Origin of the sequence: Candidatus Palauibacter sp., from assembly GCF_965208055.1 — a bacterium.
In the GTDB taxonomy this organism is placed as follows: domain Bacteria; phylum Gemmatimonadota; class Gemmatimonadetes; order Palauibacterales; family Palauibacteraceae; genus Palauibacter.
In genome coordinates this window covers 2,625,235-2,639,200 of record NZ_CBDBNY010000004.1, presented here as the reverse complement: position 1 = coordinate 2,639,200, position 13,966 = coordinate 2,625,235, and the positions used below count along the sequence as shown (strand labels likewise).

The 13,966-nt window shown below is 66.0% G+C and carries 10 protein-coding genes; 9 read left to right on the top strand and 1 reads right to left on the bottom strand.

Annotated elements, in window-relative coordinates; genetic code table 11:
- Positions 1-33 precede the first annotated feature (33 nt).
- A complete protein-coding gene (locus tag ACOGXI_RS11715; protein ID WP_419939027.1) occupies positions 34-2,448 on the top strand; it encodes a xanthine dehydrogenase family protein molybdopterin-binding subunit in 2,415 nt (804 codons plus the stop codon).
- 22 nt (positions 2,449-2,470) lie between these two features.
- Positions 2,471-2,890, top strand: a complete 420-nt coding sequence (locus ACOGXI_RS11710) for a secondary thiamine-phosphate synthase enzyme YjbQ (RefSeq protein ID WP_419939026.1) — start codon at positions 2,471-2,473, stop codon at positions 2,888-2,890.
- A 5-nt stretch (positions 2,891-2,895) separates the two neighbouring features.
- Here ACOGXI_RS11710 and ACOGXI_RS11705 read toward each other — a convergent pair whose 3' ends face one another.
- Positions 2,896-4,080: a Fic family protein gene (locus ACOGXI_RS11705; RefSeq protein ID WP_419939025.1), complete on the bottom strand. Its 1,185-nt coding sequence runs from the start codon at positions 4,078-4,080 to the stop codon at positions 2,896-2,898.
- Between the two features lie 185 nt (positions 4,081-4,265).
- Here ACOGXI_RS11705 and ACOGXI_RS11700 point away from each other — a divergent pair, with 185 nt between their 5' ends.
- The 7 genes from ACOGXI_RS11700 to ACOGXI_RS11670 all read left to right on the top strand — a co-directional run bounded on the left by ACOGXI_RS11700 (position 4,266) and on the right by ACOGXI_RS11670 (position 13,955).
- Positions 4,266-5,738: a leishmanolysin-related zinc metalloendopeptidase gene (locus tag ACOGXI_RS11700; protein ID WP_419939024.1), complete on the top strand. Its 1,473-nt coding sequence runs from the start codon at positions 4,266-4,268 to the stop codon at positions 5,736-5,738.
- Positions 5,739-5,832: 94 nt separating this feature from the next.
- Entirely contained in the window at positions 5,833-7,059 is a 1,227-nt protein-coding gene (locus ACOGXI_RS11695) for an efflux RND transporter periplasmic adaptor subunit (RefSeq protein WP_419939023.1), read from the top strand.
- Positions 7,060-7,067: 8 nt separating this feature from the next.
- Entirely contained in the window at positions 7,068-7,274 is a 207-nt protein-coding gene (locus tag ACOGXI_RS11690; protein WP_419939022.1) for a hypothetical protein, read from the top strand.
- 9 nt (positions 7,275-7,283) lie between these two features.
- A complete protein-coding gene (locus ACOGXI_RS11685; protein ID WP_419939021.1) occupies positions 7,284-10,505 on the top strand; it encodes an efflux RND transporter permease subunit in 3,222 nt (1,073 codons plus the stop codon).
- Positions 10,502-10,687 (top strand): hypothetical protein, encoded by a 186-nt coding sequence (locus ACOGXI_RS11680; protein ID WP_419939020.1) that lies wholly within the window; start codon positions 10,502-10,504, stop codon positions 10,685-10,687. Before ACOGXI_RS11685 ends, ACOGXI_RS11680 begins: the two co-directional genes overlap by 4 nt.
- A gap of 164 nt (positions 10,688-10,851) precedes the next feature.
- Positions 10,852-12,903, top strand: a complete 2,052-nt coding sequence (locus ACOGXI_RS11675) for a cytochrome P450 (protein WP_419939019.1) — start codon at positions 10,852-10,854, stop codon at positions 12,901-12,903.
- Complete coding sequence (locus ACOGXI_RS11670; protein WP_419939018.1) at positions 12,900-13,955, top strand: class I SAM-dependent methyltransferase; 1,056 nt, start codon at positions 12,900-12,902, stop codon at positions 13,953-13,955. The genes ACOGXI_RS11675 and ACOGXI_RS11670 overlap by 4 nt, the downstream gene beginning before the upstream one ends.
- The last annotated feature ends 11 nt before the right edge of the window (positions 13,956-13,966 follow it).

Sequence of the window (13,966 nt, the reverse complement as noted above, 5' to 3'; positions counted from 1 at the left end):
GCTCGGTCCGCGGGCTGGATGTAGATTGGACATATGCACCCGCACGAATTGACGCCCCGGCAGCTCGAGGCCGCGGAAGCCCCGGACGGGCTCCCCGGGCTCGCCGACGCCGAGTTCACGGCGCTCGGGCGCCGCGCGCGCCGGGTCGAGGGGCTGCGCAAGTCGACCGGCCGCGAGATCTACACGGACGACATCGTCCTGCCGGGAATGCTGCACGGGAAGATCCTCCGCTCCACCGAGGCGCACGCGCGGATCGTCTCCATCGATACGACCGAGGCCGAGGCCCTCGAAGGCGTGTACGGGGTCATCGCCGGACATGACATGCCGACGCCGTACGGGATCATCCCCTGGACCCGCGACGAGCACGCGCTCTGCGTGGACAAGGTGCGCTTCATCGGCGACGCGGTGGCCGCGGTGGCGGCGGTGGACGAGGACACGGCGAACGCGGCGCTCGAACGGATCCACGTCGAGTACGAGCCGCTTCCCGTCTATCTCTCACCCGAAGAGTCGCTGACGCCCGACGCCGCCGCGGATCCCATCCACGCGCCGCGCAAGCCGGGGGCGAACGGCAACATCCTCAAGCATGTTCACCTCGAGTTCGGGGACGTGGACGCGCGGATGGCGGAAGCGGATGTCGCCATCGAGGGGGAGTACTACTTCCACGGGACGACGCACACGCCGATCGAACCCCACTGCGCGATCTCCCGGCTCAACCCGGATGGTGTGCTCGAGGTGTGGTCCTCGACGCAGGTCCCGCACTACCTGCAGCGCGAACTCGCGCGGGTGCTCGATCACGACGTGGCGAAGGTGCGGGTCGTGCAGCCGGCGGTGGGAGGGGCCTTCGGCGGCAAGTCCGAGCCGTTCGATCTCGAGTTCTGCGTGGCGCTCCTCGCCATGCGGACGGGCCGGCCGGTGAAGATCCTCTATACGCGCGAAGAACTGTTCTACTCGCACCGCGGCCGCCACCCCATGCGCATGAAGTACCGGCTCGGCGCCTCGCGCGACGGGAAGCTGAGGGCGCTCGACGCGCACACGACCCTGGACGGCGGCGCCTACGCCTCGTTCGGTCTCGTGACGACGTACTACTCGGGACAGCTTCTCACCTCGCCGTGCCACATCGAGTCCTACCGCTTCGACTCGACCCGGGTCTACACGAACGTGGCCCCGTGCGGCCCCAAGCGCGGCCACGGCTCCGTGCAGCCGCGCTTCGCGTACGAGATCTCGCTCGACAAGATGGCCGAGAAGCTCGACCTCGACCCGTTCGAACTCCGTCGCCGCAACTTCATGGGCACGGGTCGGACGGTGAACGAGTTCAGGGTCCGGTCCAATGGCTTCCTGGAGTGCCTCGAGGCGGTGGAACGCGCCAGCGACTGGAAGAAGCGCTACCGGCGGCTCCCGAAGGGTCGCGGCCTCGGTATGGCGGCCTCCTCCTACATCTCCGGCACGAACTACCCGATCTATCCGAACGAGATGCCCCAGGCCGCGGTGCAGGTCCAGGTCGAGCGCTCCGGCCGGGTGGCGATCCTGCACGGCGCGTCGGAGATCGGCCAGGGGTCGGACTCGACCATGGCGTACATCGCGTGCGAGGAACTCGGCGTTCCGCTCGACTACGTGCGCGTCTTCTCCGCCGATACGGACCTCACGCCGGTGGACCTCGGCGCGTACTCGTCGCGCGAAACCGTCATGGTGGGGAACGCCTGCCTCGAGGCCTGCCGCACGCTCCGCGCGCAAGTGACGGAGTCCGTCGCGGAGCAGTGGGGCGTCCCGGCCGCGCGGGTGCGCCTGGCGCGCGGCTGGGCCTTCGACGCGGAGGCCCCGGAAGACGCCGGCCGGCGCCTCTCGATCTCGGAGGCCTTCAACATCGCCGAAGCGAAGTTCGGGCTGCTCGGCGCCGTCGGCTCCTACGACACGCCCAAGGATGTCCACGGAGACTACCGCGGCGGCACGATCGGGTCGTCGCCCGCCTACTCCTTCACGGCACACGTGGCGGAAGTCGAAATCGAGGAGGACACGGGGGTCGTCGGCGTGAAGAATATCTGGGTGGCGCACGACTGCGGCCGCGCGCTCAACCCGGTGCTCGTCGAAGGCCAGATCGAGGGCTCCGCCTACATGGGCTTCGCGGAGGCGATCTTCGAGGAGCAACTCTTCCGCGAGGGGCCGGTGGAGGGCGGTCTGCACACGGCCCCCTCGCTCCTTGACTACCGGATCCCCACTTCCATGGATTGTCCGGAGTTCGAGGCGCTCATCGTCGAGTCGGTGGACCCGGAGGGCCCGTACGGCGCCAAGGAGGCGGGGGAGGGTCCGCTCCACCCGTCGCTCCCGGCGATCGCGAACGCGATATACGACGCGGTGGGCGTCCGGATCGACGAACTCCCCTTCACGCCGCAGCGAGTGTGGCGGGCGCTCCGCGCGCACGCCGCCGCCGCGAGCCGCGAGGACGTGGCCTGAGCGCCTCGCGCATCGCACCGGAATGAAGCAGTTCGTCCGGCAGCTCGACGTCGAGACACGGGGGAAGGGTTTGTACGAGATCACCCGCCCGGTCCTCGCGTGGGCCGCCGGCCTCGAGATCGAGACGGGCATGCTCACCGTCTACATCCGCCACACCTCGGCGTCGCTGACGATTCAGGAGAACGCGGATCCGGACGTCCTCCACGACCTCTCGAACTTCTTCGCCCGGCTGGTGCCCGAGAACGATCCGCGCTACCGGCACACGATAGAGGGACCGGACGACATGCCCGCGCACATCCGCTCGGCCCTGACCCAGACGCACCTGGCTGTTCCCGTGCTCGACGGAGCGCCGGCTCTCGGAACCTGGCAGGGGATCTTCCTGTTCGAGCATCGGAGCCGCCCTCACCGGCGTACGGCGATCCTCCACGTCACCGGCGTATAGCGGGCTTACCTGGAGCCGTATTTGCCGATGGCCGCGAAGTCGAGGTCGACGACAAATTCCCCCGAATCCGCGTCGCGCTCGAAGACGATGAACCCGAGTTCCGCAAGCCGCGTGAGCTCCCGGACGAAAGTTCGTGAAGTCACGGCGCGATACACGGTGCGGACGAAGGGCGAATCGATCAGCTCGTCGAGCGGGAGTCGCCGCGACGGGGTTTCCGAAAAGGGATCGGCCGGCTCCGTCTCCTCGAGGAGGAAACCCAGGAGGCCATGCTCGCGATCGTTGATAAGGCGGCGGCGCTTGCTCACTCGCTTGTCGCGCGCCCAGGTCAGCGTCTGGCGGTAGACCAGACGGTTCAGCTTCGAGTTGATGAAGGCGTTGATTCCGCGCAGCTCGGCGTCGAAGCCACGCAGCCCGAACCCCACGAAGGGAGTGACGTCAAGTGGTTGCACCCTGCGGCACTCCTGCAGACGCCTCTTGTAGAGTTCTCCGTTGCGATAGAAGTAGTTCGAGAGTCCATAGAAACCATGTACGTTGTATCCTCCTTCAAAGAGGATGGCGGCCTCGACCAGTCTCGACACGCGGCCGTTTCCATCTCCGAACGGATGGAGGGTCACCAGGAAGAAATGGGCGAGCAGCGCCCTGACCACCGGATGTTCATCCCGGACGCGCCGAGAGTTGACGAAGACCACGAAGTCGTCCAGAAGTTGCGGAAGCTCCTCGTGAGGTGCTCCCAGGTGGACTCCGCCCAGTTCCGGCGTACCCACCTGTACGCCGTATACTCGCAGCCGGCCGGGTACGTTGTTCACGTCATCCGAGCCCCTGGTGAGCAATTCGTGCATTCGGAGGATGTCCGCCACCGCCAGCGGCGCCTCGCCGGGTCCGAACCGTTCGCGAACCCAGTTCTGGGCGGCGTCGGCATTCTCGATCTGTCGAGACTCCCTGGTTGTGGAGTCCGCTTCAGTCTTACGGTCCAGCAGCTCGCGCACTTGCGCTTCCGACAGCGGGTTGCCTTCGAGGGCGGTCGTGCCGCGGATCGTCCTGATGCGATTCAATCGGTCGAGCTGGTCCCTCCAATCCGGGGGCAGCAGAAGCTTCTCGATGGCCTTCCGGCTCGCCTCGATTTCGATGAGAAGGACGGCCAAGCCGGGCCTGTCGAGGCGGTATTCGAAGTCGAATGTCTGCCAATCCATTTTAGGGGCGCTTTGTATGACACGTTATCTGACACGTTATGTGACACGTTATCTGACCGAAATATAACACCCATAAACCGTAATAAAAATAGGCGTATCCGATGTCTCGATCAATGAATAACATGCCATCGGTGACAGCTTATACGACGTCTTGCACGACACGATCTGCGCCCGCCGGAGGGGCCGTGTGCCGTGCGTTCGCGATCCTGATGGTGGCGGGGACCGCGGCGTGCGGCGACGGGAGCATGGAACTTCCGCTGACGCAGCCTCCGATGGTCATCGGCGCCGTGGCCGACTTCGACCTGGCGGTGGGGGACACGGCGACGGTGGACGCCTCCGGCTACTTCCGCGATCCCGACGGGGACGTGCTCTCCTTCGAGGCGCGGTCGTCGGCCGAGGAGGTTGCGGTCGCCGACGTGTCGGGGAGCACGGTCCGCATCGTCTCCGCGGCGCCGGGCACATCGACGGTGGCGATCACCGCGCGCGACCCGGAAGGGCGAGCCGCCGCGCTGCGCTTCCAGGTGACGGTGCCGAATCGGGCGCCTGTGGCCACGGGCGCGATCCCGGACCTCCGGTTGGCCGTGGCGGACACGGCGCTGGTGGATGTGTCGGGGCATTTCGTCGACCCGGACGGGGAAGCGCTCGGATATGGCGGGGTTTCCTCGGACAGCGCGGTGGCGGCCGCCAGCGCCCCGGGCGACACGCTGCGTGTGATCGGCATCGCGCCGGGGACGGCCACGGTGACGGTGACGGCGCGCGACCCGGGAGGCCTTGCGGCCGAAACATCCTTCACCGTGCACGTTCGGGCCTCCGGGGGCGGCTTCGACATCGTGCTCGACTTCGATGCCACGGTGACGGAGCCGCATCGTGCCGCGATGCGTCCGGCGGCGGAACTCTGGATGTCGGTGCTGGCGGGTACGGAACTCCCGGCCGTCCCCGTCGGCGATCACGTCGGCTGCCACGGGGCGCGGACATCGGAGCCCGTCGTCTCCGTTGACGATCTGCTCATCCTGGTCGAAATGCGGGACATCGATGGTCCCGGGCGGACGCTCGCGCAGGCCGGCACGTGCGGGCTCCGGGAAGCGTCGAACCTCCCTTACGTCTCCGTCATGTTCTTCGACGTCTCCGACTTCGATGGCCTCATCGCGTCCGGCGACGCAACGGAACTCGCGATGCACGAGATCGCCCACGCGCTGGGGTTCGGAGTGCTCTGGCCGGTCAAGGGTCTGCTGCGCGACCGGTCGCTGGGCGTGGGGGCGATCGACGCACACTTCACAGGTCCGCTGGCCATCGCCGCCTTCGACGCCGCGGGCGGCGCCGATTACACCGGCGGAGCGAAGGTCCCCGTCGAGAACCTCGGCGGCGCGGGCAGCGCCAACCTGCACTGGCGGGGCGCCGTGCTCCGGAGGGAACTCATGAGACCGCTCAACCGGCTCGGTGTGCCGGAAACCTTCAGCGCGATCACGATCCAGTCGATGGCGGACCTCGGCTACGTCGTCGATGTGGATCGAGCCGAACCCTACACGCTGCCCGGCGGCCAGGCCGACAGGCACCGCGCGCCGGGCCGCGAGGTCCATCTCGGCGACGACGTTCTCGCCGGTCCCGTAATAATCGTCTCTTCGGACGGGCGCGTCGTGCGCGTACTCGCGAACCGGTAGTCGATTTAGCTTGACAGGGGCCGGAAACGTGCCGAACCATGAAAGGGTATCCCTTTCACGAGGCGCCTCTTCGGCCCCAGCGGAGTAGGTCACCATGCTGCGCAAACTGCTTTTCGGATCCAGCGTCAGGATCATCATCTTCATCCTGGCGGCTACCGGGGCCGGGGTGACGCTCCTGATTTCACTGGCGCCGGAGGCGGAAAGCCGGGAACCGCCTCCCCGGATTCCGTTCGCGCAGACCGCCCGCGTTTCAGCCGGGTCGGGTTCCATACCTGTGTACGGGTCCGGCACGGTGCGGCCAAGCGCGGAGATCGACATCGCCCCGCAGGTGGGCGGGAGGGTGGTCTGGGTGGATCCGGGGTTCCAGAGCGGAGGTCGGGTCGAGGCCGGTCGGACGCTGTTCCGCATTGAGGAGGCGGACTACCTGTACCGCCTGCAGGAGGCCGAAGCCAATCTCGCCTCGCGCCAGGTCGCCTTCCTCCAAGAACAGGAACAGGCGTCGATCGCGCGCGCGCAGTACGAGCTTTACGCCGAACGGCAGGACGCCGAGGGTGCGCGGTCCGAGGCAAGTCCGCTCACCTTGAGAGAGCCCCAGCTCGAAGCGGCGCGCGCGGCCCTGAGTCGGGACGAAGCCCGGCTGGCGGACGCGAATCTCGCGCTGTCCCGAACCCGCGTCGCCGCGCCCTTCGATGGCGTGGTCCGCTCGGAGTCCGTGGACGTGGGGCAGGTCGTGAGCCCGGGACAGCCCGTGGGGCGGCTCTTTGCCTCGCACGCAGTGGAGGTGGTGGTCCCGCTGTCCGATGCCGACGCTGCCCTGATCCCGGGACTGTGGGAACTTCGAGCCGGCGACGGACAAAGCGGAGTGGCGGTTCGGGTGATCGCGCAGTACGGAGAAGGAACGTACGCCTGGGAAGGTTACGTGGACCGGGTGGAGGCGTCGCTCGACGCGCAGACCCGCACCGTCGATGTGATCGCGCGCGTGTCGGACCCGTTCACCTCGGGTGTCCCGGCGAGCGGATCCAGCGCGGCCGGCGCCCGGCCCCCGCTGCTGGTCGGCAAGTTCGTGGACGTGGAAATCGACGGTGTTTCACCGGACGACTACTTCCGGATACCGCGCGCCGCGCTGCAAACAGGCAACGAGGTCTGGGCGGTGAGCGAGGGCGACGTCGTGAGCATCGTGCCGGTCCAGGTGCTGCAGCGCGCGAACGATGAGGTATTCGTGACCGGTCCGCTCGAGCGTGGCCAAGCGGTGATCACGGGTGGCATTCAATTCGCCACCGAAGGCATGCGCGTCCAGACCGGAATCGATCCGGTGCGGTGAGTTCCGACGTGGGTTCCGGGCTGGACGGCCGCCGTGAACGGTCCGGCCCGATCGCCTACATGGCGAGCAACGGCATTGCAGCCAATCTCCCGATGATGGGCATCATCGCCGCCGGACTCGTGTCGCTGACGGGCATTGATCGGGAAGCCTCGCCTACCACCCCATTTTACCTGTACCCTCCTGATAACGACGATCCCCGTTCCGACCGAGGCTGAACCGGCACAATGACTTCGAACGGAAGGAATCACGGCGAACCCGGAGGCCCCATCGCCTACATGGCGAGCAACAGCGTGGCCGCCAATCTGCTGATGGTCGGCATTCTCGTCGCGGGCGTCGCCTCGTTCTTCGGGCTCGAGCTGGAAGCCTGGCCCGCCGTGCCCTTCAACCAGGTCGAGGTCTCCGTCGCCTATCCGGGCGCCACCCCCGAGGAGGTGGAGGAGGCCATCGTCGCCAAGATCGAGGACGAGGTCAAAGGGCTGGGCAACGTGAAGGCGGTCAAGTCCGTGGCGGCCCCGGGCATGGCGTCGGTCAGGGTGGAAATGCGGTCGGGCACGGACATGAACGATGCCCTGGCCGAGGTGGAAGCGGCGGTCGGCCGAATCCAGACGTTCCCGGGAGAAGCCGAGCGGCCCCAGATCACGGAGATGACCAGCGCCGAGAGCATCATGCGCCTGGTCGTCTACGGCGATGTCCCCGAGCGGACGTTGAAGGAGCTTGCCTACCGGATCGAGGATGAACTCGCCGCGCTGCCTTCCGTCTCCCAGGTAGAGACGAGCGGCATCCGCAACTATGAGATCTCGATCGAAGTGCCGCTGCAGCGGCTCAGAGCGCTTGGACTCACGCTCCCGGACATCGCCAACACGATTCGCCGCAGTTCGCTGGATCTGTCCGCCGGCAGCATCGACACCGAGCAGTCCCAGGTGCGGGTGCGCACCCTGGGACAGAGCTACGATCAGCAGGACTTCGAGGAGATCGTCCTGCTCAGCCGCGGGGACGGCACGGTGGTACGACTGGGCGACATCGCCGAGGTGCGCGACGGCTTCCAGGACCTGGGCCTGATCGTCCGGCACGATGGTCTGCCGGCCGTCTTCGTCGAGGTATCGAGGGCCGAGGGCGAGAAGGTGATGAATGTGGCGGGCGCCGTTCGACAGCACGTCGCCGACGAGGTGGCCCCGTCACTCCCGGACGGCGTGGGCGTCACCATCTTGAACGATTCATCCGATGCCTTCGAGGAGCGCGCCGCCATCCTCATTAAGAATGGTCTTCTCGGGCTGATGCTGGTGCTGTTGGCTTTGGGACTGTTTCTCGAACTCCGGCTTGCCTTCTGGGTAGCCGTCGGCCTCGGGGTGTCCGGCGTCGGCGCCCTGGCCGTCATGATGGCGTTCGACCTCGCCATCCACGCGGTCTCCCTCTTCTCGTTCGTGCTCGCCATCGGAATCGTCGTGGACGATGCGATCGTCGTCTCCGAGCACATCCACCTTGAACGCATGCGGGGAACGCCGGGGGTCATCGCGGCGATACGCGGGGCCCGGCGAATCAAGGTGCCTCTCATCTTCGCGGTGCTGACCACGATCGCCGCGTTCACTCCTCTGCTCTTCATTCCCGGGGGGATCGGAGAGACCTGGAAAGCGCTGCCGACCATCGTCATCGCGATGCTGGTGATTTCGATGATCGAATCGCTGCTGGTGTTGCCCAACCACCTTTCTCACCACCTCCACGGACCGGAGTGGGCGCCCCGAACGCGCCTTGAACGATTCGTATCCCGGATTCAGGGCCAGGTCGATCTGCAGTTGGGCAGATTCGTGCAGGGCCCCCTGCACCGCGGCGTGAGTTTCGCGACCGATCAACCCGGAGTGACGCTCTCGTCAGCCATCGCCCTGCTCATCCTGTGCTTTGCCATGCTGCCGGCGGGCATCGTTCCGTTCACCTTTTCCACGGAGGTTGAAGGCGATTTCGCAACGGCCACCCTGGAGATGCCGGACGGGACGACGGCCCAGCGAACCTACGAGGTGGCGCGCGAGTTGGAGGCGGCCGGCCATCGGGTCATCGAGCGGATCTCCGCAGACAGGCCCGCCGATGCGCCGCCCCTGCTGTCCGGGGTAACGGTTACCGTCGGTCAACGGCCGCGAGTAGATGGAGGGGGGCTCAGTCCCAACCTCACCCTGAACCCGGAGCCCAATGTCGCCACCATATCGTTCAAGCTGCTGGACGCGCAGCACCGGCGGATTCCCACGGGAGATGTCGTGCAGGCGTGGCGCGAGGAGTTGGGTGTCCTGCCCTATGTTCGCGCACTCACCATCAGCGGCACAATCTACGACTTGGGCAACCCCGTCGAGGCCGTCCTAGCGCATCCGGATCCCGACCGCCTCCCGGGGATCGCAACCGCGGTCGTCAATGACCTGCGCGAAGTGGCAGGTGTCCACGACATCCGCTCCGATCACACTCCCGGCATCCCTGAGATCCAGCTGGGACTGCTGCCCGAAGCGCGAACCCTCGGTCTCACCCTCGAGGACCTCGCCTGGCAGACGCGGGCCGCGTTCTTCGGCGCGGAAGCGCTCAGGGTGCAGCGCGGCCGCGAAGAGGTTCGGGTGTACGTGCGGCTGCCCGAGGAGCAGCGCAACTCGATCACCGACATCGAAAGATCGCTGGTTCGGACGGCCGGCGGCGCCGAGGTCCCGGTGAGCCGTGTGGCTTCGCTGAGCTCGGGCATGTCGCCGCCCGCCATCCATCGCCAGGACGGCCAGCGCATCGTCAGGGTCACTGCGGATGTGGATCCGGCGGTGATATCCGGCGGGCGCGCCAACCGCATTCTGGAAGACGACATCCTCGCGGCGATCGTCGCCGAGGACCCGGAACTGACCTACACCTTCGGAGGTGAACCGCAGCAGCAGCTGGAATCCCTGAACGCGCTGGGACCCGGCTTCGGGATCGCCATGCTCATGATCTTCGCGCTGCTCGCAATTCCACTGCGCTCGTATACCAAGCCGTTCATCATTATGGCTATCATCCCGTTCGGGTTGATCGGGGTGATTCTGGGTCACTGGATCCTGGGCGTCACACTCAGCTCCCAGTCCTTCATCGGGGTCTTCGGCCTCGCCGGCGTGGTGGTGAACGACTCCCTGGTCATGATCGACTTTATCGACCAGGAGCTCGAGGAAGGCCTTCCGGCACGAGAAGCGATCATCGAGGGCGCCAAGGGGCGTTTCCGCCCGATCATGCTGACGTCGCTGACCACATTCCTCGGCTTCTCGCCCCTCATCCTCGAAGACGCGATTCAGGCCCAGTTCTTCGTGCCCTTCTCCGCCTCGATCGGCTGCGGCATCCTCTTCACCACGGTCGTGCTGATGTTCCTCGTGCCGGCGCTGACCTCCATCCACCAGCGTTGGATGGCTCGGCGGGCAAGGTCGCGCGGCCGCTCAGAGCAGCGACGCGAGCTGCCCGCTTGAAGCGCCACGAGATGCGGCTGCGCGAACTGTCGAAAGCGCTGAGGGATGCGTACCGGGGGTCGGGCGTCGCGCGTCGCGTGCGATACTTCAACGGCTGGGTCGACCGGGCGGTGCCGGGGGCCGGAGGCGCGGGCGGCTACGACCACGCGGAAACGGGCAGGAAGGCCAGGCCCAGTTTCTGATACCCTTCGCCGCGTCGCTCGGTTGTGGCATTCTCTTCATCACGGCTATTCTTATGATGGTTGTTCCGGCGCTATACACCCTGCACCTGCGTCTGACGCTTTCGTGGCGCCGTTTCGGCGCGGGTGCCGCGTAGTGCATCTCGGTCGCGGCGAGACGAGAACCAATGACTGACACAGCGAAGACGGTGGAGAGCGCGGAGAGTTTGACGGCGGAACCCTTGAGCCTGGTCGACGAACTCATCCTGATGCTTCTCGACGAAAAGGGCGGTTACTTCCATCAGGTACCCGGCTGGCAACTGAACTGCGCCGTCGTCGGCGGAGTGCTGGCGGAACTCTCCTTCCGGTCGCGGCTCGACTCGGACCTGGCAGCCCTGTTCGTCGTGGACCCGGCCGAAACGGGCGATCCCATCCTGGACCCGATCCTGAAGGAAGTCGTCGACGAACCGCGCCAACGCACTGCCCGCTACTGGGTCGCCCGGCTCGCCCCCCGTGCGGAGTCGATCGTCGACCAGACTCTGGAGCGCCTGGTTGAACGGGAGATCCTCGAACACCACGACGGCGGATTCTGGACGCTGGCTCCCACGGTCCTGCATGGGCAACAGTACGGGACATCTGCGGAAGGCACGCCCGACCGGTTCATCAAGGCGCGCATCGGCAAGGTTCTCTTCGCCGACGAAATTCCCGACCCCAGAGATGTCGTCATCGTATGCCTCGTCAACACGTGCGATGTCTTGCGCCTGATTTTCCAACTCGATGAAGAGGCGGAGCAGCGTATCAAGTACATCTGCCAGATGGACTTGATCGGCCGGTCCATTGCCGATGCGGTTTCTCGGAACCTCGTCGGCCCGGTCCGTAGACACTCCGCCCTTGCCAAGAAGATTCCGACGGTCCCGCTGCGCAGGCTGCTGGCCAACCCGCATGTCCGAGACGGCAACCTGAACGCCTTGTTCGGGCACCTCGCGGAGGAGTACGGCCCGGTGTTCCGGATCCGCCCTCCCTTCAGGGAGCCCATGACCTTCCTGGCCGGACTCGAGACGAACCGCTGGGTGCACAAGCACGGGCGCTCGTACCTGAGAACCAGGGACTACTTCAACGACTTCGAGCAGGTGTACGGCGCGGCCGGCGTCCTCCCCGCCCTGGACGGCGCCGATCACTTCCGGCTTCGCAAGTTCCTGTCGCCAGCCTATTCCCGCACGAGGCTGGGAGGGCAGATGGATCAGCTCTACGACAGGGGGCGCGCGCACATGGAGACCTTGACGGTCGGGGACTCCTACCGCGCCACGTCCATGTGCCGGGCGCTGGTCAACGCCCAGCTTTCGCCGCTGTTCATCGGCGTCGATACGCAAGATCTCATGGACGACCTGATGGTGTACAAGGAACGGGCCCTCAGCGTGCACATCGCCAGACTCCTGCCCAAGTTCACGCTGAATACTCCGGGCATGAAGCGCCGGGCGAAAACCCTGGACACCCTGATGGAGCGGGTGTTGCAAGTAAACACGCCCGCCGAAGGGGCGAACGGCCCGCGGAACCTGGTGGACGATTACCTCAGCCTGCACGCGAGCGACCCGCAGTTTCTTCCGGAGTCCAACCTGCTCTTCGCTTTTTCCGCAGCCTTGATTGCCAGCGTGTACCTCGGCGATACGTTCAGCCTCATGGTCTACGCCATGGCGTCGCAGCCGGACCTATACGCCAGGATCCAAGCCGAAGCGGATGCCCTGTTCGCCAATGGCGACCCCGAGAAAGAGGACTTCACCCCCGCCAACATCGACGTGACGCACCGCTTCCTCATGGAGTGCCTGCGCATGTACCCGATCGTGACCATGTCGATTCGGAACGTGATGAATACGTGCGTGGTCGAGAACCACGAGCTGCCTGTGGGGGAACGGCTCCACATCGCCATGACCGCCACGCATTACATGAGCGAAGTCTTTCCCGAGCCCCACAAGTTCGACATCGACCGCTTCCTGCCGTCGCGCCAGGAGCATGACAGCCTCGGGTTCGCCCCGTACGGGCTGGGCACGCACAAGTGTCTCGGTACGCGGTGGATGGAGATGCACCTGGCGGTCAACCTGCTGATGCTGGCGCACCACTTCACGATTGAGGTGTCGCCGGCGAAGTACGCGCGGAAGCTCCGGTTCAATCCGTTTCCGTCGATGAAGCCGAGCAATAAGCTGAAGTTCCGCATCTCGGAGCAGCGGCGCGAGCTGCCCGCTTGAGGCGTTACCAAATGCGGCTCAGCGAACTGCCGAGAGCGCTGAGGCATGCGTACCGGGGATCGGGCGTCGCGCGTCGCGTGCGACACTTCGATGGCTGGGTCGACCGGGCGGTGCCGGAGGCCGGAGGCGCGGGCGGCTACGACCACGCGGAAACGGTCAGGGAGTACTACGAGCTTTGCAACGGCTTCATGGTGTGGAGCTGGGGTGAATCCCTGCATTTCGCGCCTCTTACGCCCAATGAGAGTCTGGAGGAGTCCAAGGTCCGGCATCAGCGCGCGATGATCGCCAAGCTGGAGTTGGAACAGGGGATGACGGTGGTCGACGTGGGTTGCGGGGTCGGCGGCCCCATGCGCCGCGTCGTCCGCGAGACCGGCGTCAGGGTCGTGGGGATCAACATCAATGAGGTCCAGCTGGCGCAGACGAGGAAGTTGAACGCCGAGGCGGGGCTCGATCACCTGGTGGACTTGAAGAGCTGCAGCTTCATGGACATGAGCGCCATCGAGGACCACACCTTCGACCGGGGTTACGCCATAGAGTCAACGTGCCATGCGCAGGACAAGCAACGCGCCTTCGAGGAGATATTCCGCGTGCTGAAACCGGGTGCCCTGTTCTGGGGTCAGGAAATGTGTCTGACGGACCGGTTCGATCCGAACGATGGCCGGCACCGGGCCGTGAAGCAGGACCTCATGCGCGGCATCGCGCTGCACGACATCGCCACGTTCACGGAAGTGAATCACGCGCTCGAAGCCGCGGGATTTCAAGTCATTGAGGGAAGGGACCGCGACGTCCGGGAGGGACCCTCCACGCCCTGGTATCAACCCATGGAGAGTCGCCACGGGACGTTGGGGAACGCCTTGCGACGGCTTCCGTGGGGCCGCAAGGTGATGATCGCCGGATCGAAGCTGGCCGAGGTACTGCGGCTATTCCCGAAAGGCTCGGCGGAAGTCGTTCGGCTCCTCGATCAAACTGCGGAGGCGTATGTCGCGGGCGGCAAGACGGGTATCTTCACGCCGCTGTACTGTTTTCTGGCTCGCAAACCCTCTCGGGCCTGAAACAACGCCCA